Origin of the sequence: Paraburkholderia sp. BR10882 (assembly GCF_040948855.1) — a bacterium.
Classification (GTDB): domain Bacteria; phylum Pseudomonadota; class Gammaproteobacteria; order Burkholderiales; family Burkholderiaceae; genus Paraburkholderia; species Paraburkholderia nodosa_A.
This window is the reverse complement of sequence record NZ_JBFPKP010000004.1, coordinates 298,961-322,503: the sequence shown is the minus strand read 5'-3', so window position 1 is coordinate 322,503 and position 23,543 is coordinate 298,961. Positions and strand designations below refer to the sequence as shown.

The window sequence follows — 23,543 nt, the reverse complement described above, 5'->3', positions numbered from 1 at the left end:
CGGTGGCGGCGCGGGCGCCCCGCAGTTCTCCTTACGCTTCTGCCGAACCGCGCACGCTTTCGGTCTTTTCGGACAAACCGACTATGCGTCTTGCCTTGAGCAAGACCGGCAAGTCCACCATCCGTCCATCCATGGACACTGCCCCGCCTTCAGCGCGCTCGTACGCCTCGACGATTCGCCGCGCCTTGGCAATTTCATCTGCGCTCGGGCTGAACGCGGCATTGACCGCTTCAACCTGGCGTGGATGAATGCACAGCTTGCCGCCGAAACCCAGCGATCTTGCCTTCGATGAGTCCTCCGCAAGTTGCTGTTCGTCATTGATCGCCACGGTTACGCCATCCACCGGAGACTGAATTCCGGCTACACGCGAGGCCAGCACGATGCGCGAACGCGCGTGCAGCAACGCGTCCCATGAACCATCGCAATCGAGATCGAGTTCGAAGTCCACCGAGCCGAAAATGAGCCGCTCGACACCGGGCATGCGCGCCACTTCCAACGCGTTCCAGACGCCCTCGGCGGATTCGATGATCGGCCATATCGGCTTCTGCGTTGCCGTGGCGACAGCGGTCAGCGCTGCCGAATTCTCCGCCTTGGGCAGCACGATGCCATCGATACCGTCGAGCGCTGCAAGCGAGAGGTCATCCTCGAACCACTGAGTGCCTGCGCCGTTGATGCGCAGCAGCACGCGAACAGGCGCAGCCACAAATGTTCGCGCGGCATCGGCAACATGTGCCCGTGCTGACGCCTTATCCGCGTCAGCGACGGCGTCTTCGAGGTCCACGATCACTGCATCGGCGCCTGCCGCGAGCGCCTTGGCGAATCGCTCGGGTTTGCTCCCAGGCACAAAAAGAAACGAACGCATAAAACTCCAGTTCAGAGACCGGGCCGCGGAAGTTAAGACACGTTGGCGGACCGGATTCAACACATCAGGCGAGCACGGCCGATGCTTCCATGCGCAACGACCCATCGCTACCCGAAATCCACAACATCACCTTGCCGGGGTCCGATTCGTCCCGCTTCCCGCAGACGTAGAAAGGTGACGTGTCCACCACCGGCTTGATCGCGCGGAACGAAAACGATCGCACGCGCGCGCCCGGCAGCTCGGATCTCAGCGAGTCCATAAGTAGCGTGGCGAGCAGCGGGCCGTGCACGACGAGCCCCTCATATCCCTCTTCGCCGGTCGCGTATGGCCGATCGTAGTGAATACGATGACCATTCAAGGTGAGCGCCGAATAGCGAAACAGCAGCACGGGATCGGGAACGACCTCGCGCGCCCACTGAGCGCTCGCGGGCGCGGCCTGTGGCGCAGCCGGCTTTTCACTCCCCGCCGGATGATCGCGATAAACGATATCCTGGCGTTCGACGATCGCAACGCCGGCCACATCGCCAACCTCGTGCTTGACGTTGACGAACACCAGGTCGCCGGTGCGTCCCTGCTTGTGCGCAACGCTTTCGATGCGCGAAAGACGCGTAATCGCGCTTCCCGCCTTCAGCGGCCGCAGAAACTCGAGTTGACTGCCCGCCCACATACGCCGCGGCAAGTCGACAGGCGGCAGGAAACCTCCACGCTTTGGATGACCGTCCGACCCGACCATCGACTGACGATGAACCGGCAGAAAATAAAGCCAGTGCCACAACGGCGGCAAGTCATCGCCCGCCGCAGCAGACGGGTCGTCGCGGTCGAGCATGGCGCCGAGCGCCGCCATCGGCGTGAGAGTGACCTGGTCCCGCACTTCCTCGGTGCGTCCGGTCCATTGCTGCAAATACGTGATATCCATGACCATTGCGGTGATCACTCCAGATCGAGTGCTTCACGAATCGCAACAGCAATCGGGAGCAGTGGATCTTCTTCCGGCGTGGTCGGATTGAACAGCTTGTTGTGGCAGATTGCCACCGCGAGTCCCGTGTCCGGGTCCGCCCAGCCGATCGAATTGCCCTGCCCCGGATGACACAATGCGCGCGGCGAACGCGCCGCCGTTACCGGCGGATGATTGCCGCCGAACCAGAAGCCGCCGATCGTGATCGGAATCGGAAAGCCGAACATCACGGGGTCCGGCTCTTCGCTGTTGGCGCGGGGCGTATTCAGCGTGGCCACGCGTTCCTTCGAAAGGATCCTCACCCCGTCCAGCTCACCACCGCACGCAAGCATCGCCCAGAAACGCGCTTCACTACGCGCATTGAAGATCCCGCCCACGCCCGCCACCTCGGCGCGCCGTACGTCCGGGCGCTCGAACACATGCGGCGTCAGTGCGACCTGCTGCGGCATCGAGCGCAAGAACAGCGGCGGCAGGTATTCCGCGGGAACCGGCACCATTGCATCGGTAAGACGAGCAATGCGTGGCTCGACTTCATCAGGAATGCCAATCCAGAGATCGTGTATACCGAGCGGCTTCGCAATCTCCTCCTGAACGAAGCGGCCCAGCGAGCGCTTCTTCGGGTCGGCGCGTCGGACCAGTTCCCCAACGATCCAGCCGAAGGTCATCGAAAGATAAAGCGTCTTCGTGCCCGGCTCGGCGAGCGGCTCCAGGTTCGCGATGGCGCGCGTCATCCATTGCCAATCGCACATCAGTTCCGGCGTCACGCCGTCCGGCATCTGCGGCACGCAGGCGCGGTGAGTCAGCACATCGCGTACCGTCGTCTTGTCTTTCCCGTGCGCACCGTACTCCGGCCAATAGCGCGCGACCGGCGCGTCGTATTCGATGAGCCCGCGGTCTGCCAGAATGTGCAGCGCGGTTGCCGCGACTGCCTTCGTCACCGAATAGACGTTGAAGAGCGTATCGCCGTCAACGAGGCGGCCGGTGGCCGGATCGGCCACGCCGCTCCATGCGTCGATCACGAGTTTGCCATTGAGATAGGCCGCCACCTGCACGCCGATCTCGCCACCCTCCCGCGTCGCACGGTCGAGCGCCTTTTGAACGATCGCGTTTCGCCCGGTTAATGTATGCACTGCCAGGTCCATATCGTGTCTCCCATTCGTGAACATGTCGCTTTGACGGCTAGGTCTTGCCAGACTGCGCGGCAATACCGGCGATCCCTTCGAGCGCGAGTCCGTAGCCCAGTTCGTCGGCCATGCGGCGCTTGAACGGCTGAGCAAAGACCGCGCGGGTATAGCGCAGGGTTTCGATCGGCTTCGCCGCGAGGCTGCGGGCGATCTCGCAGGCGCGATCGAGCAGCGCTTCCTGCGTGACGACTTCGCCGACCACGCCAAGCTCCCACGCGCGTTGCGCCGTCATGCGCTCGCCGGTGAGCAGAAAGTGGCGTGCGCGGTTATGGCCGACCAACATCGGCCAGACGATCTGCACACCATCCGCCGGCACGACGCCGTGAACGAAGTGCGCCTGATCCGAGATTTCAGCGTGACTGGACGCGAGCACGATATCGGAGAGCACGAGCAACTCGGCGTGAATGAGCGCCGGGCCGTTGATCGCGCCGATAACGGGAACCGGAATGTCCAGCAGTTGCATGAGCAAGTCCTGCCCCTCGCGCTGAAGGCGCGGCCAGATTTGCGCAAGCGGTTCCGCCGGCAGCTCGGCGTAGTTCATGGCGTCGCAGAACGCATCGCCGGTGCCCGTCAGGATCACTACGCGATTTTCGAGGTCGCGTGCAATCTGATAGAACGCCTCGCCCAGCTGGCTGTGAATGCTGCCGTCGAGCGCGCCCCACTTGAGCGGGCCGCCGTTCGTGTGCAGGCGTACCAGAAGAACGCCATCGCGCCGCTCGAATTCGATGTTCGCAAAGCGCCTGCCGTAGTCCTCGAGGTGGCTCATCGCGCATCCTCGAGGATCAGGCCGGCGGCACGCCATGCCATCGCCATCATGGGGCCATTGGTGTTGCCGGAGATCATCGTGGGCGTCACGGAGAGATCCATCACGCGCAGGCCTTCAACGCCCCGCACCCGCAAGCGCGAATCGAGCACGGCAAGCGGACCGGAGCCCATCTTGCAGGTGCCGCAGGCGTGATAGCCGGACTGCCCCTCGCGCCGGTAGAGGTCGAGGATCTCGGCGTCGGTCTGAACGGCGGAACCTGGACGCGTTTCTCCTTCCAGCAGGCCGGCTAGCGGCTCGGCGGCCAGCACGTTGCGCATGAGCCGGAATGCGCTGACGGCCATCCGCTGGTCGTACGAATCGGCAAGGTAGTTCGCAACGACCTCGGGCGGCACACGGGGGTCCGCCGACTGAATCCTCACATGTCCTTCACTGCGCGGACGCAGTGGATAGCTGAAGAGCTGCATGCCAGGGAACCTCTCGAACGCGTAGCCGGCTGCGCCGAAATCCATCGAGTACGGCGCCATCATCAACTGAACGTCGGGGCGCTTCGCGTCGGGAGCAGTCTTGACGAAGCCGCCCACCTGATACGAGCCGAGCGACATCACGCCACGGCGGAACAGGAAATACTGCATCGCGTTGCGCCACAAGCGCAGGCCGCTGAACTGCCGGTTCTGCGAGTCGCGCCAATGCCGCAAACGCGCCTGCACCATATACAGATAGTGCTCGCGCATGTTCAGCCCGACACCCGGGATCGCTGCCACGATCGGGATGCCAAGCGACTGCAGATGACCGGGATCGCCAATGCCCGACAACTGCAAAAGCCGCGGCGACTCGATCGCTCCGGCCGACAGAATCAGTTCGCGGCGTGCACGATAGACGATCTGCTGCCCCGCGCTTTCGCATTGCACGCCTGTTGCGCGCGTGCCGTCAAAAACGATTCGCACAGCCTGCGTCGCAGTAACGACCGTGAGATTCTTGCGCGAACGAACGGGCTTCAGAAACGCTTCGGCCGAGCTTTGCCGCCGCCCGTTGCGTATCGTGTAGATCAGATAAGCCACGCCCTCGTGATCGAGCCGGTTGATATCCTCCACGCGCCGAATACCAAGCGACCGGCACGCCTCGAGAACAGCGTCGCCAATGCGGTTGCGCTGCGCATACGGCGAGACTTTCAGTGGGCCGCCCGATCCCCGCAGTTCGTCGGCGCCCAGCGCGTGATCTTCGATCTGCCTGAAGCACGGCGCCAGGTTTTGCCAGCTCCAGCCCTCCACGCCCAGTTCGCTCCATCCGTCGTAGTCCTCGGGATGTCCGCGCATGTACACCATGCCGTTGATGCTGCTCGAACCTCCGAGCATCTTGCCGCGTAGCCAGATTTCATTGCGGTGCCCGTTGCCGTCGTCGGGCTGCACGGGGATGAACCAGGCGTGAGCCGGATCGCCCAGCAGCTTTCCGAATCCCTTTGGCATCCGGATCAAGGGACTGCGGTCCTCGGGCCCTGCTTCAATGAGCAGCACCGTATGGCGCCCGCTTTGCGAAAGACGGTTGGCGAGCACGCAACCTGCGGCGCCCGCGCCAACCACGACATAGTCAAACTCCGTCATCAATGCGTTCTCCACCGTCGGTGCGCGCCGGGCAACTCAATATGCGAGCTGGCCAGCGGCACCTGTCTTGTCGGTCGGCCTCGTGAAAAACCCATGAGGCCGGCTTTGTTCTGATTAGCCGAAGACGACGGGAATCGAATGCGGAACGCGCATCATGATGCCGTTGATCTGCGGAGCCTGCGCGGCCGGATCGAGACGAAGATTGGGCAGTCGGTCGAGGATCGCGTTGAGCGCGCGCGTCATCTCCACACGCGCGAGATGTTGACCAATGCACACGTGCGGTCCATACGCAAACGCGAAATGGCGGTGAGCCGATTTGCGATAGATGTCGAACTTGTCCGGATCGGGGAAGCGGCTGGGATCGCGATTGGCGCTGCCCGCCAGCACGTCCAGAAATGCGCCCGCGGGAATCTCGACGCCACCGAGCGTGACGTCACGCGTCGCCATGCGCGACTGCATCAACACCGGACCGTCCCAGCGCAGAGCCTCTTCGATCGCCTGGGCGACCAGCGTACGATCCTGGCGCACCGCTTCGAGCTGTGCCGGATCGCGCAGCAGTGCGAGCAGCAGCACGCTGGTTGCGCGATAAGTGGTGTCGCCGCCCGCATTCACGAGTTGGCGCAGGAACGAAATGACGACCTCGTCCGGCAGCAATTCGCCATCGACTTCCGCGGTGGCCAGCGCGCTGACGAGATCGTCGCCTGGATTGCTGCGGCGCGCCTCGACGAGTTGCGCGAAATAAGCGCCCAGCTTCGTCGATGCCTCCACGCCGTGCGCCACGTCGATCGAAACCAGCGTTTGCGCGATCGCCAGCTTGTGGAAGATCTTCACGTCCTCCGGCGGCAATGCGAGCTGGCGGTAGATGATATTGAACGGATAGTGAAGCGTGAACTCGTTGACGAGATCCGCATGCCCGCGATCCACGAACTTCGACATCAGTTCGTTTACCACAGGATCGACCAATGTGTCGCCCCATGCCGCCACCGTGTGCGGCAAGAACGCTTTCTGGAAAATGCGGCGGTAGCGCGGGTGCTCTGGCGCATCCATCGTCGAAATGCTGCGTCCGAAGCTGATGCCGATATTGCGCTCGTAAGACTTGTTCGAGAACGTCGCCGGATCACCCAGCACCTGCGATACCTCGTCGTATCCGAATACGCAGTAGTGCGCGACATCGGACATCGTCAGGTCCGCGGCACCGCCCATCAGCACACGATAGTCCCCTTCCTGAACCATGCCTTTTTCGCGCAGCTCGGCAATGCGCGGATACGGGTTGGCATCGGCTCCGTAAGCGAGCGAATCCTCGAAAAAGGGGTTGAACGTCGGATCGTCGAAGTCTTCAAGTCGCAGCGCGCCAGCCATGGTTCCAGTCTCCATTAGTCGTTCGATTGCAGGTGCACGGCCTTGCCGTTTGTACCTATAGTTGAACTATGTTCGATTTTGCACGATTGTGCAAGAACGTTTTATCATTCGGTTGAAGGGGCCTCCGGCGTTTGACCGGGTTGCGCCTGTAATGAAAGGGAAACTATGTCGTCGAGGAATACCCAAGCCGCCAGCAGCCTGGCAGCCGATAACAAGGAGCCTCGCGCTTCGGCTCGCAGCGCAACGCCCGAGCGCATTCTCGATACGGCCGAAAGGCTGTTCGCGATGCATGGTTACTTCGGTACGTCGATTCGCGACATCATGCAGAGCTGCGGCATGGAGCTGAGCCTCGCGCGCTACCACTTCGGCAGCAAGGACGCCCTGTTCCAGCAGGCGATAGGCCGCCGCGCGGCCGTGATCAGCCAGCAGGTGATCGGATCGCTGGAAGCGGCGCTCGCGCCGCAACATGGCGAGCGCCCCGATGTGGAAGCCATCGTGACCGCGCTTTCCGCGCCGGCCTTCGCGCATCTGAAAAGCGGCGACCCGGGGTGGCGAAACTACCTGCGCCTGCTGACCCAGATCGGCTGCCTGCTGGAGCGCCCCGACCTCACGGCGCCGTTCTACGACCAATACGCGCCGGCCGCGGCGCGCTACCGCGACGCCTTCGCGAAGGCACTGCCCGGCACGACGCGGGAAACCGTCGAACTCGTGCAGCATTTCGTCGAGTCCGTGTTTCACCTGGTGCTCAACGAGCTGTACGCGAAAGAAGCCCGATCCGGAACGCGCGCACTGACGGCACCACATATCGAGCGCATGCGCACCTATTTGATCCGCTTTGCGGTTGGCGGCATAGAGGCGATGGTCGACTCCGCGCGGGACCAACGGGGTGCGTGAGCGGGGTTGATGAGCATTGACAGCCGCGGCGACCGTCGTTCACAATTTAGAACAATATTCAAAATTACTGAGGCCGCAGCGAGCGCGGCCGTGCGAGACGGAGTTCGCCTTATGACAGCTGTAGACGCAGAAAACACCGCGCTGATCGTTGGAGCGGGTCACGCTGCGGGAGAATGCGCGACCGCGATCCGCGAACAGGGTTGGACGGGACGCATCGTGATGGTGGGAGAAGAACCGCATTTGCCGTACCAGCGGCCACCGCTTTCGAAGGCATTCCTGTCGGGCGAATCGACCGCCGAGCAGCTCTACCTGAAACCGCTTTCGACTTACGACAAGGCACGCGTCGAGTTCGTTCCGAATACGCGCGCGGAGCGCATCGACCGTGAGGCGAAACGGGTCACACTCTCCAATGGCAGCGAGATCAGCTACGCGAAGCTCGTTCTGGCCACCGGCGGCCGCGCGCGGCGACTCGCGTTGCCGGGTATCGAAGCCATCGAGAAGCTGCAGAACTTTCACTACCTTCGCACGCTCGATCACGTCGCGCGCATTCGTAACCAGTTTCATGCGGGCTCGCGCCTCGTGATCATCGGCGGCGGATATGTGGGCCTCGAAGTGGCTGCCGTGGCCGTGAAGCGCGGCTTGCACGTCACCGTGCTCGAGGCATTGCCGCGTGTGCTCGCGCGCGTCACGGCGCCCGAGCTTTCCGCGTTCTACGAGAAAGTGCACCGCGAGGCCGGGGTCGACATCCGCACGAAAGCGATCGTGAGCGGATTCGAACTCGACGCGTCCCGCGACGCCGTCGCCGCAATCTGCTGCGCGGACGGCACGCGTGTCGCGGCGGATCTCGTCATCGTCGGCGTGGGACTGGAGCCCGCCACCGAACTCGCGCAGGCCGCGGGTCTCGCCGTCGACAACGGCATTGTGGTGGACGAGCATACGCGTACCTCCGATCCGGATATTTTCGCGGTCGGCGATTGCACCAATCATCCCAATCCCGCGCTCGGCCGGCGGCTGCGCCTGGAGTCGGTGCCGAACGCACTCGAGCAGGCCCGCACCGCCGCGGCGTCGCTGTGCGGCAAGGAGCGCGTCTATAACAGCGTGCCGTGGTTCTGGTCCGATCAATACGATCTGAAGCTCAAGATGGTCGGGCTGTCCCAGGGCTACGACGAACTCGTCTTGCGCGGCAGTCCCGAGAGCCGCTCGTTTTCGGCGTTTTATCTCAAGGACGGCGTGATGCTCGCAGCCGACACGGTGAGCCGCGCGCCCGAATTCATGCTGGCAAAGCGGTTCGTCGCCGAGAAAATTCCGGTTCGTGCGGCCGATCTCGCCGACGAGTCGATCCCGTTGAAAAGTCTGCTTCCCCAGTCCAACTAAATTTTCAGAGGTCCAGAAGCCATGCCGCTCATTCGATTCATCCAGCCGGACGGCAACGAAGCCAGTGTAAGCGCCAACGTTGGCGACTCGGTCATGCAAACCGCCGTGAACAACCAGGTCCCGGGCATTCTCGGAGATTGTGGCGGCAGTTGCAGCTGCGCGACCTGTCACGCCTACGTCGACGAAGCCTGGCGCGGCCACATGCCAGCGGCCGAGTCCTACGAAGTCGACATGCTCACCTGCGCGATGGACGTGCGCGAAAACAGCCGTCTGACGTGCCAGATCTTCATGACGCCGGAACTGGACGGCCTGGTGGTGCGTCTGCCCGGCTCGGCGGCTTGAGCGTCATGACCACGACTGCCCCACGCACGACGCTAATCACCGGCGCGGCATCCGGCATGGGCGCCGCCCTCGCCCGGCATTTGTCCGCACTCGGCGAACGGGTGATTGGCGTCGATCTGAACAATGCCGAAGTGTGTTCGGACCTCTCCGACCCGGCGGAACGTGCAGCGCTCGTCGCGCGCGTGCAGGAGATTGCGCCATCGATCGACGCGGTGGTCGCGTGCGCCGGCGTATCTCCCCCCGTCGTCGGCGATACGCTCGTGTCGGTCAACTACTTCGGCGTTGCGGACCTGCTGCCGCGCCTGTTGCCGCTCCTGCAGCGTGGAAAGCAGCCCCGCGTTGTGGTGATCTCTTCACTGGCCTCGCTTCATCCCGTCGATACGCGGCTCGTCGAGTTATGCCTCCACGGCGACGAAACCGCCGCGCGGGAACAGGCCGCGAAAATCGGCGCGCAATGCTATGCGTCGTCCAAACGCGCGCTGACCCAATGGATACGGCGCACGGCCGTGCTGCCTGGCTGGGCCGACCAAGGGGTGCTGCTGAACGGCATCGCGCCGGGCATTGTGAAAACGCCGATGGTCGCGCCGATGCTCGAAACCGCCGAGGGCCGCGAGGCGCTTGCAGCGGGTGTACCCACCGCCGTGCGGGACTATGCGAGCGCGGAGCAGATCGTTCCGCTCCTTGCGTTCCTCGCCGGTCCGGCCAACGCCTACATGGTGGGCCAGGTACCCTTCGCGGACGGTGGCGCCGACGTGCTCCTGCGCGGGGAAGCGGCGCTTTGATGCACTCGCCCGCGCACTAGCGCCGAAGGCGCAAACACGATTACGGCGGCGCTTACGGCGCCTTCGTCAATGCGTCGATGGCGTGTTGTTCGCTCTTGCTCCAGAACGCCGCCCACGTCGGAAAGCCCTGAGGAAGACGCGGCTGGTACCGGTCGCCCTCATATTTGCCAGGCCAGTTCTGGAAGCGCGGCGCGCCGGGACGTGCGAGCCAGTCCGTCGAATACCAGTGCTGCTCTTCGCGGCGCTCGAAATACCACTGCCCGTCGCGCCGCACATAGTGATCGAAGTAACAGATCGCCATCACCACCCACGAGCCGTTGTCCTCGTGCTCCGCGCGGCAATATACGGTACCCGTCGCATGGTCGGCGTCGATGAAATCGACTGCGTGGCCGCAAATCTGGTGGATACTGCGATAAAACCCGCGCAGGATATGTTCGGATCCGTAGAACGTTTTCAGCGCGGCGCGCCCCACGCCCCAGCGGCCGCAATCGACGTCCTCGGCGAACAGTTGCACGAGGCTGTCCAGATCGCGCGAATCGACCGCGAGCGCGTACCGCACCGGCAACTGCTGAATGGCGAGCTGCGCCTCGATGCGTTCGACACGCGCAAGAAGGCTGAGGTCCGTCGTCATGCCGCCCCCTTGGCCGCGATGGCCGCGTTGGCCGAGCGTGCGCGGATTTCATCGGCATAGTACGGCTGGTGCGAAAGCAGTCCACCGTCAACGTTGAATACCTGGCCCGTGACGAACGCGGCTTCATCCGAAGCGAGATACACGACCGCGTGCGCAATGTCTTCGGGCTGCCCAAGGCGAGGCGTGAGATGGTGGCTCAGCATCATTTCCCCGAGTTCGCCCACGTAGTAAGCCTCAGTCACCGGCGTGACGATCAGCCCGGGAGCAATCGCGTTGCACCGTATGCCCTCCTTGCCGTGCTGCGCGGCTAGGTAGCGCGTCAAATTCTCGATGCCTGCCTTGCAGACGCCATAGGCGCTGTACCCGAGCGCACCTGCCTGAGCCGAGCCCGAAGAGGTATTGATGATCGAACCGCCGCCGCGCGAGCGCATGAGCGGCAGCGCGCGCCGCGAAGCCAGCATCGTGCCGCGAAGATTGATGCGCATCGTGTCGTCCCACACCGCGACGTCGACCGCCTCGACCGCCGCATCGACCGTACTGGAAAGCGACGTGGCGGCGGCGTTGTTGTGCAGGATATCGAGGCCGCCCCACGTCTCGAGCGTGAGATCGAACAACGCCGCGATCGAGCTTTCGTCGCCGATATCGACACGTGCCGCAACCGCCTGGCCGCCCGACTCCTTGATACGGCGAACCTGCTCCTGCGCGCCTTCGAGATTCAGATCCGCCACCACCAGCAACGCGCCTTCCTGCGCGAGCCTCGCGGCACAGGCGGCGCCGATACCCGATGCGGCCCCGGTCACAATCGCAATCTTGTCTTTCACGCGTTGCACGATCTGCTCCTCCGGGCTCACACCGTTACCAGTGTGCGGTTACTTGCCGCAACGCGGTCGAGATGAAAGTCGATATCGCCGAACATCTTTTCCATCATCGCCATCTTGCGGAAGTAATGGCCGATCGGATATTCCTCGGTCAGCCCCATGCCGCCGTGCAACTGGATGCCCTGCGCGCAAACGAAGCGATTGGCACGCGCGGCAACGGCCTTGGCCGCCGAGATGGCCCGGCTGCGTTCGGCCGCCGGATGGTCCAGGTGCGCGATCCCGCAGTACAACATCGAGCGCGCTTCCTGCGTGGCGACGAACATCTCCGCCATGCGGTGCTGCAATGCCTGGAACTTGCCGAGGGGCTGGCCGAACTGCGATCGCCCCTTGATGTACTCCGAAGTGATGGCCATCACCGCCTCCATCATGCCGAGGCTCTCGGCCACGCTCGCCATGGCGGCGAGTTCCGTTGCCTGCGTGAGCACCTCCAGCGCGCGCTCCGGTCCGACGATCAGCGCATCGTCGCCGACCTCGACGTCGTGCAAGTCGAGATCCGCCGCGCGGGAGCCGTCGAGCAGGCGATACGACCGGCACGTGACGCCCGCAGCACGACGGTCGACAAGAAACACGGCCACGCCTTGCGATGCGGTTTCCACTCGCGCGGTCACGAGCAGTTGGTCTGCCGACTCACCGGCCACCACCAGCGTCTTCGCACCGCTGATCAGGTAACCCGAGGAGGTTTTACGAGCATGGGTTCGCCCATGGCAACCCACCTTGTAGCGGCTGCCCGCTTCACTATCCGCGAGCGAAAGCAGCAGCTTGCCTTCGATGACGGCGGGCAGCAGCGTTTCGCGCTGTGACTGCGCGTCGCCCCGCTCGATGATCGTGGCGCACAGCAGTGCCGTTTGCACGACCGGCTCGAGCGCCATGCCGCGGCCGAGCGCCTCCATCAGGATCGCCATTTCGACAAACGAACAACCCAGGCCGCCAACATCTTCCGGCATGGTCAGCCCAAGCCAGCCAAGCTCCGCGTATGCGCGCCAATGCTCGCGGCTGAAGCCCTCCTGCTGCGCCGCGATGTGCGTGCGCGCCTCGAATCCGTACTCCTGATGGACGTAGCGCTCGGCGCCATCCTTCAGCATCAATTGTTCTTCGGAGAAGTTGAAGTCCATGGCTACAGTCCGAATGCGAGTTTCGCAATGATGTTCTTCTGCACTTCGCGCGCACCGCCGTAAATGGTGGATGCGCGCGCGATGAGATAGCCCGACGTGCGGCCGCCCACGTAATCTGGCCAGTTTTCGTCGACCGCGGGATCGGCGTGCGCGACGCTGTGGTCGTCGAAGCGCATCACGCGAGGACCCAGCGCGTCCATCTGGAGTTGCGTCACGCGCTGCTGCATTTCCGACCCGCTGATCTTCAGCGCGGACACCACGGCGTCGAGGTTGCGCTCGCTCTTCTCTTCGGCGAGGATGCGTAGCACCGACCACTCGAGCGCCATGAGATCCGTTTCGATCTCCGCAACCTTGCGCGCGAACCCGGGCGTATCGATCAGCCGCACGCCGTCGACCATCTCCTGAGCAGCGATGTCCTTCGCGCGTTGCAACTCACGTTTGTTGAAGTACAGGAACGCGCTCGTCGTGCGCTCCTTCTCGAGCAGGTACTTCGCATAGGTCCAACCCATGCCCGCCTCACCCACGAGATGCGCCTTCGGCACACGGACGTTCTCGAGGAACACCTCGTTCAGTCCCCTGCCGCCTTCGATCGACACGATCGGACGCACGGTAATGCCCGGCGTGTCCATCTTGACGAGCAGGAACGAGATGCCACGCTGCGGCTTGACCGTCGTATCGGTCTTGACGAGAAAGAATCCCCAGTCGGCAATCGTGGCGTCGCTCGTCCAGATCTTCTGGCCGTTGATGACGTACTCGTCGCCGTCGAGTACCGCCGTGGTTCTCAGTCCGGCGAGGTCGGAGCCCGCGTTCGGTTCCGAGAATCCCTGGCACCAAAATTCGTCGCCACGCAGGAGCGGCTTCAGGAAGCGCTCCTTTTGCCAGGCCGAGCCGAACGCGATGATGACGGGCGCGACCATATGCGTGGACTGCCAGCTGTAGTCCATGGCATCGGCGTTGTACAGCTCTTCCATGAAGATATGCTTGCGAAACCCGCTCCAGTCGGTGCCGCCATGCTCGACCGGCAAATGGGGCGCGCCCCAGCCACGCTCGTACAGAATGCCCTGCCACTTGCGAATGTCGTCGCGCGCAGGCGGATGCACGCCAACGCGCCACCGGCGTGAAATATCGGCGGGTGCATGCTCCTTGAAGAACTGCATCACTTCCTGGCGAAACGCTTCGTCTTCCTTGCTATAAGCGAAATTCATGTTTCCCGACTCCTGAATCCTTTACGCACCCGTATATCAGACCGGCCGGGCTCGCCCTGCTCGTGGAGGAGCCCCATTTAGCGGCCACGGAAGGCAGGCGCTCGTTTTTCTCTCGCGGCCAGCCGGCCCTCCGCTGCGTCTTCTGAATTCACCGCGAGCGCTACCGCGTTCAGCTCCTGGGCCAGAAACTCTTCCATGCTTGCGGTGTTCAGCCGGAACAATTGCTTCGTCAGGCCAAGCGAAAAGGTCGGGCCGGCCGCCAGTTCGCCGGCCAGCTTCGCGGCTGCCGCGTCGAGTTCGCCGTCCTCGACGAAGTGGCTGGCAAGGCCCATATCGAGCGCTTCCTGGCCTGTCAGCCGGCGATTCAGATACATGATTTCCTTGGCGCGAAACTCGCCGCAATGACGCGCAAGCAGATGCACCATGCCGCCTTCGGGCAGCGTGGCGCGCATCAGGAACGCGGGAATGAACTGCGCCGTGTCGGAAACGACCAGCTGGTCCGCGCAGAGCGCGAAGCTCCACGCGATACCCACCGCAACGCCCCGCACAGCCGCGACCATCGGCTTGTTCAGGTTGTACAGCCTGAGCGCGATCTTCTGATAGACGGCCATCGAAGCACGAGCATGGGCAACGCTCATCTGCGGCGGCGCGGCGCCGCTGCCTTTGATATCGGCGCCCGCGCAGAAAGCGCGGCCTGCGCCGGTGAGAATGACCGCGCGAATCTCCGGGTCCTGCTCGATGCGATCGAGGTGGCCGAGAATCAGTTGCAGCATTTCCGGCGTCAGCGCATTGAGCTTCTCGGGGCGGTTCAGGCACAGCGTCGCAACCGCGCCGTTCAATGTGAGTTCAACGTCCATGATGTTCGGATCTTCGTTCGAGTTCGGTTCGTCAACTGCCACGAGCGTGCAGGCGGATCATCCCGTCGCCGAATGGCTCGTCGCGGCGCTTGAGCGCTTCCTTCAGCCCAACCGCTTCCATATCTGCCTTGAACTGCGCGCGGCGCGGTCCCTGGCTCTGGTGAGCCCGCGAGTCGTTCTCCACGGCGAGCCGCTGAAGCGTGCGCGAACCGGCCAGTTCCAAGCCGATGTTGACGATGCGCTTGTTGGCCGCCAGCAGATCGGCGTCGACGAAAGACAGACGGCGCGCCAGTTCGCCCACCTCCGCCTCGAGTTGCTCCGCCGGCACCGCGTCCATGACGAGGCCGATTTTCGCCGCGTCTCTTCCTGACAGCGAATCTCCGGAAAGCAGCAGACGTTTCGCCCACTGAGGGCCGACGTGATAGAACCACATATGCGCGGGGGGGGAGCCGTTGGCGCGCGTGGCGGGAAAACCGATTCTCGCGTTGTCGGCGGCGATCACCATGTCGCATGCAAGCGCGAGATCCGTTCCGCCTGCAAGACAGTTGCCGTGAACCTGCGCGATGATCGGCTTGTGGATCTCGGCCATCAGATTGACCGTCTCTGCCTGCCGCTCCATCGACCAGCAGTCGTCGTCGAAACTGCGGATCGTGCCACGATACTCACCCGGATCGATGGCTTCCGCCGCCCGGTCCGTATACGTCGTCACGAGGTCGTATCCCGCGCAGAAGTCACGGCCCGCCCCCGAAAGCACGATCACGTTGACCGACTTCAAATCGTCGGCTTCGAGCAGCGCCGCCTTGAGTTCATGCAACAGCGGATTGTTGATGGCATTGCGCTTGTCCGGGCGATTCAGCGTGATGCGTGCAACGCGCTCCGCGACTTCGAACTGTACGCACTCCGTACTTTTTAGCCATTTTGCCATGATCGGTTCTCTCTGAATGAAGCGATTGCCGGTTCAACTACGCAAACTGCTTGCGCAGAATCACCTTGCTGATCTTGCCTGTCGGCAACCTCGGTAGCTCGTCGACGAACGCAATGGCTTTCGGGCACTTGTAGCTCGCGATCAGGTCGCGACAAAATTCGATCAGCTCGGCTTCGCTGGCTTGTTCGCCCCGACGCAAAACGACGATCGCCTTGACACATTCGCCCCACTTCTCATGCGGAACCCCGATCACGGCCACGTCGACGACGGCGGGATGCTGCACCAGTGCGTCCTCGACTTCACGGCTGTAAATGTTCTCCCCGCCCGAAATGATCATGTCCTTCTTGCGGTCGACGAGGAAGATGTAGCCGTCCTTGTCCTGATAGCCCATGTCGCCGGATCGATACCAGCCGTCTCGCAGCGCTTCCACCGTCGCGACGCTGTTATTCCAGTAGCCGCTCAATTGCGTCTGCGAGCGCAGCCATACCTCGCCCGTCCGGCCTTGCGGCAAGTCGTTGCCGTGGTCGTCGACGATGCGTAGTTCGATGCCGGGACACGGGCGCCCGACCGATGCGAGGCGCCGAACCTGTTCCGGCGAGCCGTGCGGCTTGACCTCGTGAGAAGGCAACCAGCATGCGTTGCTCTCGGTCATGCCGTATTGGACCGAAAACACGGGGCCGAGCACCCGAATGCCACGCGAAAGCAGCGGCGCAGGCACGGGTGCCGCCGCGGTGACGATGTTCTCGATGCTCGATACGTCGTAGCTCGACAGTTCCGGCACGTCGAGCACCGCCTGAAGCATGGCGGCCACCATGAACGTGAAGGTGATACGCTCCTCGGCGATCGTTTCCAGCATCTGCTTCGGCTCGAAGCCGCGATGCACGACCGTCGTGCCGCCCATCCAGGCCACAGAATTGACGAAGCCAATGCCGCCGACATGGAACGCCGGAGTGGTTTGCAGCACGCGCGTGTTGCCGGAAAACTCCGTGACGAGCGCGCAACTTTCCGCGGTGACGCACATGGCGTGGTGCGTGCGAACGACGCCCTTGGGACGCCCCGTGGTGCCGCTGGTGTACATCAGGTAAGCGTAGTCTTCCGGGTTCGATCGGATCGGCGGCCCTTCCAGCGGGCCCTCGTCCATCACCGCTTCGAATGAAACGGCCCACTGCGGCGTGTCGCCGATGCAGATGTACTGCTCGATTTCCGGCAATTGCGAACGCAGCTCATCCACGACATCCGCGTACTGCGCCTCGAAGACAAGCGCCTTGGGGGCCGCATCCTTGAGGATATAAAGAATCTCCGCTGGCGCCAGCCGGAAGTTGACGGTTGCCAGAATGAAGCCTGCCCACTCGCATGCGCGGTAACTCTCGTAGTACTCCGCACAATTCATCGCGAGGATCGCAACCCGATCCTGACGCCGCAGGCCGCGCTCATAGAGCGCCCCAGAGAAGCGGCGCGCGCGCTCGGCCAACTGAGCGTGCGTCAAACGGCGCTCAGCGTACACGAGCGCCGTGTGGTCGGCATGCAAGCGAGCGTTTCGCTCAATCATCTCGCCAAGGGTTCTCATTTCAGTCCCGTCGTTGTTTGTCACTTCGTTCTTTTAGCCTGCGAGCGCCTGCGGATCGGCCAGCACGGTCCCGATGAATGCGGCGAAGCGCGCCGCATCGGCTCCGTTGATGACGCGATGGTCGTAGCTCAGCGAAAGGGGCAACATCTTGCGCCAGCTAATTCCGCCACCGCCGTCTTCTGCGGGTGCGGCCGCCAGCCGTGTTTTGGTCACGCCGAGAATCGCCACCTCCGGCGCATTGACGATAGGCGTGAAGCCGGTACCCCCAAAGCCGCCGAGCGAGCTGATCGAAAAGCAGCCGCCCGACATCTCCGCCATCGAAAGGCCCTTTTCGCGCGCCTTCAGGGAAATCGCCGCGAGTTCGGTTGCGAGTTCCTCGACGCTCTTCTTGTCGCAGTCACGCAGCACCGGCACGAGCAGTCCAAAGCGGGTGTCGACCGCGACCCCAATGTGGAAATACTTCTTGAGGACGATGTTCTTGCCATCCCCGTCGAGCGAAGCGTTGAATTGCGGAAACTCCTGCAAAGCGCGCACCACCGCCTTGATGAGAAACACGAGCGGTGTGAGCTTCACTGCCGCATTCGCCTCGTTGCGCGCCTTGCGCCAGGTTTCGAGCGATGTGATATCCGCGTCGTCGTGGTGCGTCACATGCGGAATCGTGAGCCAGTTGCGCGACAGGAAGGCCCCCGTGAGTTTCTGGATGCGCGAGACCGGCTTGATCTCCACCTCGCCGAATTCGGCGAAGTCGACCTGCGGCCAGGGCGGCAAATTGGCACCCAATGCAGGCGTTACGGGTTCGCCGGGTCCGGCATTCGCATTGGCCTGCGACCGGTTAGCAACGGATTCGACACTCATCGCGGATGCCTCTTCAAACGACCTTTGGGTACTTGACGGCGTGAAGCCGATCAGACGATTTCCGCCAGCAGCGTGCCGACGGGATACACCTCGCCAACCTGTGCGACGATGCGCAGCTTGCCCGACGCCGGCGACTCGACTTCCTGAATCGACTTGTCGCTCTCCAGCGCGTAGAGAATCTGGCCTTCGTTGACGGTCGCGCCGTCTTCGGCCAGCCATTCGGCCAGCGTGCCTTCGTTCATCGAAAAGCCCAGTTTGGGAAGCAGAACTTGTGTGGTCATGACATTGCTCTATTGATGATGAAAATCCTTGGGGTGCGCCGCTCTTATTTCAACGTGGCGCGAACCGCCGCTTCGATATCGGCCACGCCCGGAACGAAGGCGTCCTCAAGCGGCTTGGAGAACGGCACAGGGCAGAATTGCGCGCCCACGCGCTGCACCGGCGCCTTGAGTTCGCGGAAAAGGGCTTCGTAAATGCGCGAAGCGATTTCCGCGCCCACGCCGAACGGCCTGACCGCCTCGTGTACGACGACGGCACGTCCCGTTTTGGCAACCGAAGTCAATATCGTTTCGGTATCCAACGGAGAGACAGTGCGCAAATCGATCACTTCACACGCGATGCCATCTTTCGCGAGCGCCTCCGCGGCAACCATGACCTCTTGCATGCGGCGGCTGTAGCTGATCACCGTCACGTCGGTGCCTGCGCGCACCACGTTTGCCTTGCCAAGCGCAATCGCCACGCCGCGCTCCGGCGCATTGCCCGGATTCCAGTAGGACGGCATGTTCTCGATGAACAGGCAGGGGTCGTCGTCGCGGATGCAGGACAGCATCAGGCCATAGGCATCGGCCGGGTTGGAAGGCGCGACGACCTTGATGCCCGCAACGTGCGCGAACCATGCCTCCAGGTAATCGGCATGCTGTCCGCCCGTGCCGAACCCCGCGCCCGTCATGGTGCGAATGACGAGCGGCACGTTGGTCTGTCCGCCCGACATGAAGCGCAACTTCGCGGCGTGATTGACGATCATGTCCATCGCGACCGTCGTGAAGTTCATCAGCATGATTTCCGCAACGGGACGCATGCCGACCATCGACGCGCCGATCGCGGCGCCGATGATGGCCTGCTCCGAGATCGGCGTCGAACGCACGCGCGACGTGCCGTATTTCGAAGACAGTCCCTTCGTTACGCCGACAATGCCGCCCTCCTGGCCATCGGCAACGTCTTCACCCAGCACGATCACATTGGCGTCGGCCGCCATTGCGTCGTCGAGCGCGTAGTTGACGGCCTGGATAGTGTTGATGTTCGTGGGTGCCTGGCTCATGCGATCACCTCGTCCTTGAAGATGTCACGGCGAAGCTCCGCAACGTCGGGATATTCGCTCGACAACGTGAATTCGACAGCAGCATCGATCTGCGCCTCGTGATCGGATTCCATCGCGGCCAGTTGCTCTTCGGTTGCGTGCTTCGCTTCGATGAGCCACTGCCGGAAGAGCGGCACGGGATCCCTGGCCACCCAGGCGGCCTTTTCGTGCTTGTCCATGTACGCGTCCGGGTCGCCGAACACGTGCCCCTGAAAGCGGAAGGTATTCGCTTCGATGAGCGTCGGGCCGCCGCCGTTGCGAGCGCGTTCGACCGCCTCGTGTGCCGCCCTGTGCATCGCGATCGGATCGTTGCCGTTGACCGTGACGCCGGGCATCTGATACGCGACGGCACGCTGCGCGATATTCGCCACAGACGTGCCGTAAGCGTATTTCGTGTGCTCGGCGTAGCCGTTGTTCTGGCACACGAAGATCACCGGCAACTTCCAGACGGAAGCCATATTCAGAGACTCATGGAAAGCACCGATATTCGACGCGCCGTCGCCGAAATAAGCCACGGCCACCCGCGGCTCGCCACGAATCTGCGCGGCCAGCGCGAGTCCGTTTGCAATGGGCATGGAACTGCCCACGATGCCCGTCGTCACCATGACGCCGGATGCGGGATGGGTAACGTGCATCGGGCCGCCCTTGCCCTTGCAGGTGCCGGTCACGCGGCCGCCGAGCTCGGCCCACAATTCCTTGAGCGGCACACCCTTGGCGATCATGTCGTGAACGCCACGGTAGATCGTGCAGATGTAGTCGTCGTCGGTGAGGCACACCGACATCGCGGAGGGAATCACCTCCTGGCCGCGCGGCGAGTAGTACGGCATGACCAGCTTGCCGGACTTGATGACGGCACGAAAGCGCTCATCGTTCTGCTTGATGAGTGCCATGCGCCGGTAAATGTCGACCAGGACTTCACTGTTGGGCGGCTGATAGGCGTTCATTCGTATCTCTCCTGTCTCACCAGATTTTTGGCGCGCCGCTTGCATGGAGCGCCGCGATATAACCAAATACGAACGACGCGCCGATACTGCTGCCGGCACCGGGGTAGCAGCGGCCGACCACGGATGCCGTGCAGTTGCCGGTGGCGTACAGGCCGGCAATCTGCGAGCCGTCTTCCCTGAGCACGCGAGCGTATTCGTCGGTCACGAGGCCGCCCGCCGTGCCTACGTCGCCGGGGTACATGCGCACGGCGTAGAAGGGGCCCTCTTCGATCGGCCCGAGGTTCGGGTTCGGCTTGATGGTCGGGTCGCCATGACAGCGATCGAATGCGCGCGAACCACGCCCGTAGTCTTCGTCGACGCCCGTTTCGCAGAAGCCGTTGAAGCGCTCGATCGTTTTGAGCAGACCAGCGCGGTCGATATGGCATTTCGCGGCCAGTTCTTCGAGCGTATCGGCCTTGATCATGTAGCCGCTGTCGAGCCACTTCTCAGGAATCTGCCCCGGCATGGCGGTGCCCCATGGGTAATACTTGCGCTGCCGGCTGTCCATGACGACCCACGCGGGCACGGCCTTGCCGGTCTCCTTGTGGCGCTGGTACATGCGCTGGCCGATTTCCATGTAGGCGCCCGCTTCGTCGCAGAAGCGTTCGCCATCCTGATCAACCATGATGGAAAACGGCAGCGAGAGATCGAGGTGATGCATGAACGGCAGCGGTGAACCGTCCGGCGCGCGCGCGCCCTCGGGCAGTTCTTCGTTGGGGCCGAGCGACGTCACGACCCACCACGCCTCCTCCATGCAGTCCACGGCGCCGCCGAGCGCGATGGCGGCTTGCAGGATTTCGCCGGTATCGCCCGGATTCGCGTTCGTCCAAGCCGCCGATGAAGGCTGCGGCTGGTATTTGCGGCGCATTTCCGCGTTGTGCGAAAAGCCGCCGGTGTTGAGCAGCACGCCTTCGCGAGCCTGGATGCGCATTTCGCGGCCGCTGCGGACCGCAACGATGCCGGTCACGCGCCCGTCCTCGACAATGAGTTCGCGCACTGGCGTGTCGGTCCAGATCGGCACGTCCGCACGCAACGCCATCTGCAGCATGCGCCCCTGAATCGCCGCGCCGTTGGCAACCAGCTCTTTGCCCGTGATCTTCTGATACAGCATGCGGCCGCCAAGCTGCATCGCCTTGCGCTTGCCGCCCCACGTGCGCTTCATCAGAAAGAGTTGCGGATACTCGTCCGAATTGGCCGGCATCGAAGGGCCCTTGTAGCGCGACAGACGCGGCGCCCATTCGCCCAGCTCCTTCACGTCGAACAGCTTTGCCAGCAGCGAACGGCCACGCGGCTCGCCACCGGGCAGCGTGTCGTAGTAGTCGGACCAGCCGTCCGCGTACACGAACTGCATACCCTGCTGTTCGAGGAACTCGGCCATCTTCGGTCCGGTGCGCAGATACGCCTCGCGCCGCGCCTCCGATGTGCCCGGGCCTTGATAGGTCACCGCCGCGTCGAAGTACTGGCGCGCGCGTTCATACGAATCGCTCACGCCGTGACGCTTCATCACGTGATTGTTAGGCAACCACCACACCCCGCCCGAATAACCGGTCGAGCCGCCGACCTTCGGCAGCTTCTCGATGATGAGCGCATCCTTGCCCACCGACTTGCAGGCAAGCGCAGCGCACATCGAACCGCCACCGCTGCCGACCACCACGAAATCGTAGCTAGCGTCCCAGGTCCCCGACATCACTCCTCCTGCGCGATGAATTCGCGCAGCGCGCGATGGAAGTTCGACACCGACGTTTCCTGCAGCGGATTCGTGCGCGAACCCTTGAACCCGCGCGACTTCATGCCCTGCTGCACGTTGGCCATGTTCTGGAAGTCCTGCCACAGGATCAGGCCGAAGTTTTCCTGCGCGTTCTCTTTCCAGTCGTCCACGCCGTAATAGAACTCACGCTTCAACGGCGGCTCCGCACCCGGCGCGAAGCGCTGAAGCGACCAGATGTCGTAGATGCACGAATCGGGGTTGTCGCCGTCCGGCCGCGCACGATAGAACAGCGCGCCATCGGGGTACGGGAGAAACACGAGATTCGGAAACACGTGCCAGTCCGCACCCGCGCGACCGAGCTGCTCGAACGTAATCTCGGGCCAGCCCGCACCTTCTGCGATGGCCGCTTCGCGCTGGAACTCCATCGCCTTCCCCAAGACTTCGAACTGGTTGCCCGACGGCGACATTTCGTGCATCAAACGCTTCGCGGCTTCATAGTCGCGAGCCGTGTTGATCGCCTTGAGCGTTTCTTCCATGACGCGGAAGAAGTTCACAAGACCCTGGCGCACGTCTTCAGGCATGGGCTTGCCAGTGCGCGGCGACGGCGCGCCGATCATGCGCGTGGCCGTCGAGTACCCGAACATGCCGTGGCGGCCGTAGGCGAAGCTGCGCGTCACGTCGTCGCCTGCTACGTCGAGCAATTGCGGATGCGTTGCCGCAACGTGATAGCCTTCGTTGAACGCTTCGAGCGCGACCTTCCAGTTGCACGGCAGGCGAATCGACTTGTACCAGCGGTAGCGCATCTTCTCGAACTCAAAGCAGTTCGTGATCTCCGGCACCGGATCGAGGAATCTTGCGAGCGGTTCGGCGTTCGGATCCATGTTGATGAAAACGAAACCGCCCCACGTGTCCACCAGAACGTCGGTGAGACGCAGATCGCCATCGGCCATTTCCGGGCAGCCTTCCCAGTCTTGCCGGTCGAGCACGCGCGCCACGCTGCCGTCCAGATTCCACTGCCAGCCGTGATAGGCGCAGTGAAACTTCGCGGCCTTGCCGCAACCGTTGGTCAAGCGGCGCCCGCGATGCTGGCAGACGTTGAAAAAGGCCTTGATTTCTTCAGCCGACTTGCGCACGACGATGATCGACTCGCCCGCCACATCGAAAGTCACGTAGTCGCCGACGTTGGGAATCTCCTCCAGGCGGCAGGCAACCTGCCACACGCGCGGCCACAGGCGCTCGTTCTCCCGCTCGAGAAACTGCTTCGACAGGTAACTGTCCTTCGGGACGAAATCGAGTCTGACCGTGTGCGCACCCGAATCGGGACCTCTGTTACCCATGGATATCTCCTT

The 23,543-nt window shown here is 63.1% G+C and carries 23 protein-coding genes; 4 read left to right on the top strand and 19 right to left on the bottom strand.

From position 1 onward, the window contains the following. Positions 1-31: 31 nt before the first annotated feature. From AB3X99_RS13810 to AB3X99_RS13785, 6 genes are all read right to left on the bottom strand, one after another. A complete protein-coding gene (locus tag AB3X99_RS13810) occupies positions 32-862 on the bottom strand; it encodes a CoA ester lyase (RefSeq protein WP_368617342.1) in 831 nt (276 codons plus the stop codon). 64 nt (positions 863-926) lie between these two features. Further along, a complete protein-coding gene (locus AB3X99_RS13805; RefSeq protein ID WP_342947393.1) occupies positions 927-1,784 on the bottom strand; it encodes a MaoC family dehydratase N-terminal domain-containing protein in 858 nt (285 codons plus the stop codon). A gap of 8 nt (positions 1,785-1,792) precedes the next feature. After that, on the bottom strand, positions 1,793-2,947 hold the full coding sequence (locus AB3X99_RS13800; RefSeq protein ID WP_368617222.1) for a serine hydrolase domain-containing protein: 1,155 nt from the start codon (positions 2,945-2,947) through the stop codon (positions 1,793-1,795). Between the two features lie 49 nt (positions 2,948-2,996). Continuing rightward, on the bottom strand, positions 2,997-3,767 hold the full coding sequence (locus tag AB3X99_RS13795) for an enoyl-CoA hydratase/isomerase family protein (protein ID WP_368617221.1): 771 nt from the start codon (positions 3,765-3,767) through the stop codon (positions 2,997-2,999). Next, a complete protein-coding gene (locus tag AB3X99_RS13790; RefSeq protein ID WP_368617220.1) occupies positions 3,764-5,365 on the bottom strand; it encodes a GMC family oxidoreductase in 1,602 nt (533 codons plus the stop codon). Before AB3X99_RS13790 ends, AB3X99_RS13795 begins: the two co-directional genes overlap by 4 nt. Positions 5,366-5,479: 114 nt before the next feature. Further along, positions 5,480-6,724: a cytochrome P450 gene (locus tag AB3X99_RS13785; RefSeq protein WP_368617341.1), complete on the bottom strand. Its 1,245-nt coding sequence runs from the start codon at positions 6,722-6,724 to the stop codon at positions 5,480-5,482. A gap of 165 nt (positions 6,725-6,889) precedes the next feature. Between AB3X99_RS13785 and AB3X99_RS13780 the strand changes: the two genes are divergently transcribed. The 4 genes from AB3X99_RS13780 (at position 6,890) to AB3X99_RS13765 (ending at position 10,116) form a co-directional block, all read left to right on the top strand. Continuing rightward, positions 6,890-7,618: a TetR/AcrR family transcriptional regulator gene (locus tag AB3X99_RS13780; protein ID WP_368617219.1), complete on the top strand. Its 729-nt coding sequence runs from the start codon at positions 6,890-6,892 to the stop codon at positions 7,616-7,618. A 111-nt stretch (positions 7,619-7,729) separates the two neighbouring features. Continuing rightward, positions 7,730-8,992, top strand: coding sequence for an NAD(P)/FAD-dependent oxidoreductase (locus AB3X99_RS13775; RefSeq protein ID WP_368617218.1), 1,263 nt, complete (start codon positions 7,730-7,732; stop codon positions 8,990-8,992). 21 nt (positions 8,993-9,013) lie between these two features. Further along, on the top strand, positions 9,014-9,334 hold the full coding sequence (locus AB3X99_RS13770; RefSeq protein ID WP_368617217.1) for a 2Fe-2S iron-sulfur cluster-binding protein: 321 nt from the start codon (positions 9,014-9,016) through the stop codon (positions 9,332-9,334). Positions 9,335-9,339: 5 nt separating this feature from the next. Beyond that, positions 9,340-10,116, top strand: coding sequence for an SDR family NAD(P)-dependent oxidoreductase (locus AB3X99_RS13765; protein ID WP_368617216.1), 777 nt, complete (start codon positions 9,340-9,342; stop codon positions 10,114-10,116). Positions 10,117-10,168: 52 nt separating this feature from the next. Here AB3X99_RS13765 and AB3X99_RS13760 read toward each other — a convergent pair whose 3' ends face one another. From AB3X99_RS13760 to AB3X99_RS13700, 13 genes are all read right to left on the bottom strand, one after another. Then, the gene (locus tag AB3X99_RS13760) at positions 10,169-10,747 is read right to left on the bottom strand and encodes a nuclear transport factor 2 family protein (protein WP_368617215.1); all 579 of its coding nucleotides are present in this window, start codon (positions 10,745-10,747) and stop codon (positions 10,169-10,171) included. Further along, entirely contained in the window at positions 10,744-11,577 is an 834-nt protein-coding gene (locus AB3X99_RS13755; RefSeq protein WP_368617214.1) for an SDR family oxidoreductase, read from the bottom strand. Before AB3X99_RS13755 ends, AB3X99_RS13760 begins: the two co-directional genes overlap by 4 nt. Positions 11,578-11,594: 17 nt before the next feature. Continuing rightward, on the bottom strand, positions 11,595-12,737 hold the full coding sequence (locus AB3X99_RS13750; RefSeq protein WP_368617213.1) for an acyl-CoA dehydrogenase family protein: 1,143 nt from the start codon (positions 12,735-12,737) through the stop codon (positions 11,595-11,597). A 2-nt stretch (positions 12,738-12,739) separates the two neighbouring features. After that, positions 12,740-13,942, bottom strand: a complete 1,203-nt coding sequence (locus tag AB3X99_RS13745) for an acyl-CoA dehydrogenase family protein (protein ID WP_069268800.1) — start codon at positions 13,940-13,942, stop codon at positions 12,740-12,742. Positions 13,943-14,019: 77 nt separating this feature from the next. Further along, positions 14,020-14,799 (bottom strand): enoyl-CoA hydratase/isomerase family protein, encoded by a 780-nt coding sequence (locus AB3X99_RS13740; protein ID WP_368617212.1) that lies wholly within the window; start codon positions 14,797-14,799, stop codon positions 14,020-14,022. A 31-nt stretch (positions 14,800-14,830) separates the two neighbouring features. Then, complete coding sequence (locus AB3X99_RS13735) at positions 14,831-15,724, bottom strand: crotonase/enoyl-CoA hydratase family protein (protein WP_368617211.1); 894 nt, start codon at positions 15,722-15,724, stop codon at positions 14,831-14,833. A 37-nt stretch (positions 15,725-15,761) separates the two neighbouring features. Next, positions 15,762-17,291 carry a class I adenylate-forming enzyme family protein gene (locus tag AB3X99_RS13730; protein ID WP_069268802.1) on the bottom strand — a complete coding sequence of 510 codons (1,530 nt, stop codon included), beginning with the start codon at positions 17,289-17,291 and terminating at the stop codon, positions 15,762-15,764. Between the two features lie 33 nt (positions 17,292-17,324). Continuing rightward, the gene (locus AB3X99_RS13725; protein ID WP_083245640.1) at positions 17,325-18,146 is read right to left on the bottom strand and encodes a 2-oxo acid dehydrogenase subunit E2; all 822 of its coding nucleotides are present in this window, start codon (positions 18,144-18,146) and stop codon (positions 17,325-17,327) included. 50 nt (positions 18,147-18,196) lie between these two features. Beyond that, complete coding sequence (locus tag AB3X99_RS13720; protein WP_069268804.1) at positions 18,197-18,427, bottom strand: biotin/lipoyl-containing protein; 231 nt, start codon at positions 18,425-18,427, stop codon at positions 18,197-18,199. Between the two features lie 44 nt (positions 18,428-18,471). Then, on the bottom strand, positions 18,472-19,464 hold the full coding sequence (locus AB3X99_RS13715; protein ID WP_342947379.1) for an alpha-ketoacid dehydrogenase subunit beta: 993 nt from the start codon (positions 19,462-19,464) through the stop codon (positions 18,472-18,474). Further along, entirely contained in the window at positions 19,461-20,447 is a 987-nt protein-coding gene (locus AB3X99_RS13710) for a thiamine pyrophosphate-dependent dehydrogenase E1 component subunit alpha (protein WP_368617210.1), read from the bottom strand. The genes AB3X99_RS13715 and AB3X99_RS13710 overlap by 4 nt, the downstream gene beginning before the upstream one ends. A gap of 16 nt (positions 20,448-20,463) precedes the next feature. Beyond that, complete coding sequence (locus AB3X99_RS13705) at positions 20,464-22,173, bottom strand: FAD-binding protein (RefSeq protein WP_368617209.1); 1,710 nt, start codon at positions 22,171-22,173, stop codon at positions 20,464-20,466. Then, positions 22,173-23,531: an SRPBCC family protein gene (locus AB3X99_RS13700; RefSeq protein ID WP_368617208.1), complete on the bottom strand. Its 1,359-nt coding sequence runs from the start codon at positions 23,529-23,531 to the stop codon at positions 22,173-22,175. The genes AB3X99_RS13705 and AB3X99_RS13700 overlap by 1 nt, the downstream gene beginning before the upstream one ends. Positions 23,532-23,543 lie beyond the last annotated feature (12 nt).

Coding starts and splice junctions, on each gene's coding strand:
- AB3X99_RS13810 (WP_368617342.1), bottom strand. CDS start 862: ATGCGTTCGTTTCTTTTTGTGCCTGGGAGCAAACCCGAGCGATTCGCC.
- AB3X99_RS13805 (WP_342947393.1), bottom strand. CDS start 1,784: ATGGTCATGGATATCACGTATTTGCAGCAATGGACCGGACGCACCGAG.
- AB3X99_RS13795 (WP_368617221.1), bottom strand. CDS start 3,767: ATGAGCCACCTCGAGGACTACGGCAGGCGCTTTGCGAACATCGAATTC.
- AB3X99_RS13790 (WP_368617220.1), bottom strand. CDS start 5,365: ATGACGGAGTTTGACTATGTCGTGGTTGGCGCGGGCGCCGCAGGTTGC.
- AB3X99_RS13785 (WP_368617341.1), bottom strand. CDS start 6,724: ATGGCTGGCGCGCTGCGACTTGAAGACTTCGACGATCCGACGTTCAAC.
- AB3X99_RS13780 (WP_368617219.1), top strand. CDS start 6,890: ATGTCGTCGAGGAATACCCAAGCCGCCAGCAGCCTGGCAGCCGATAAC.
- AB3X99_RS13775 (WP_368617218.1), top strand. CDS start 7,730: ATGACAGCTGTAGACGCAGAAAACACCGCGCTGATCGTTGGAGCGGGT.
- AB3X99_RS13770 (WP_368617217.1), top strand. CDS start 9,014: ATGCCGCTCATTCGATTCATCCAGCCGGACGGCAACGAAGCCAGTGTA.
- AB3X99_RS13765 (WP_368617216.1), top strand. CDS start 9,340: ATGACCACGACTGCCCCACGCACGACGCTAATCACCGGCGCGGCATCC.
- AB3X99_RS13760 (WP_368617215.1), bottom strand. CDS start 10,747: ATGACGACGGACCTCAGCCTTCTTGCGCGTGTCGAACGCATCGAGGCG.
- AB3X99_RS13750 (WP_368617213.1), bottom strand. CDS start 12,737: ATGGACTTCAACTTCTCCGAAGAACAATTGATGCTGAAGGATGGCGCC.
- AB3X99_RS13745 (WP_069268800.1), bottom strand. CDS start 13,942: ATGAATTTCGCTTATAGCAAGGAAGACGAAGCGTTTCGCCAGGAAGTG.
- AB3X99_RS13740 (WP_368617212.1), bottom strand. CDS start 14,799: ATGGACGTTGAACTCACATTGAACGGCGCGGTTGCGACGCTGTGCCTG.
- AB3X99_RS13735 (WP_368617211.1), bottom strand. CDS start 15,724: ATGGCAAAATGGCTAAAAAGTACGGAGTGCGTACAGTTCGAAGTCGCG.
- AB3X99_RS13730 (WP_069268802.1), bottom strand. CDS start 17,291: ATGAGAACCCTTGGCGAGATGATTGAGCGAAACGCTCGCTTGCATGCC.
- AB3X99_RS13725 (WP_083245640.1), bottom strand. CDS start 18,146: ATGAGTGTCGAATCCGTTGCTAACCGGTCGCAGGCCAATGCGAATGCC.
- AB3X99_RS13720 (WP_069268804.1), bottom strand. CDS start 18,427: ATGACCACACAAGTTCTGCTTCCCAAACTGGGCTTTTCGATGAACGAA.
- AB3X99_RS13715 (WP_342947379.1), bottom strand. CDS start 19,464: ATGAGCCAGGCACCCACGAACATCAACACTATCCAGGCCGTCAACTAC.
- AB3X99_RS13710 (WP_368617210.1), bottom strand. CDS start 20,447: ATGAACGCCTATCAGCCGCCCAACAGTGAAGTCCTGGTCGACATTTAC.
- AB3X99_RS13705 (WP_368617209.1), bottom strand. CDS start 22,173: ATGTCGGGGACCTGGGACGCTAGCTACGATTTCGTGGTGGTCGGCAGC.
- AB3X99_RS13700 (WP_368617208.1), bottom strand. CDS start 23,531: ATGGGTAACAGAGGTCCCGATTCGGGTGCGCACACGGTCAGACTCGAT.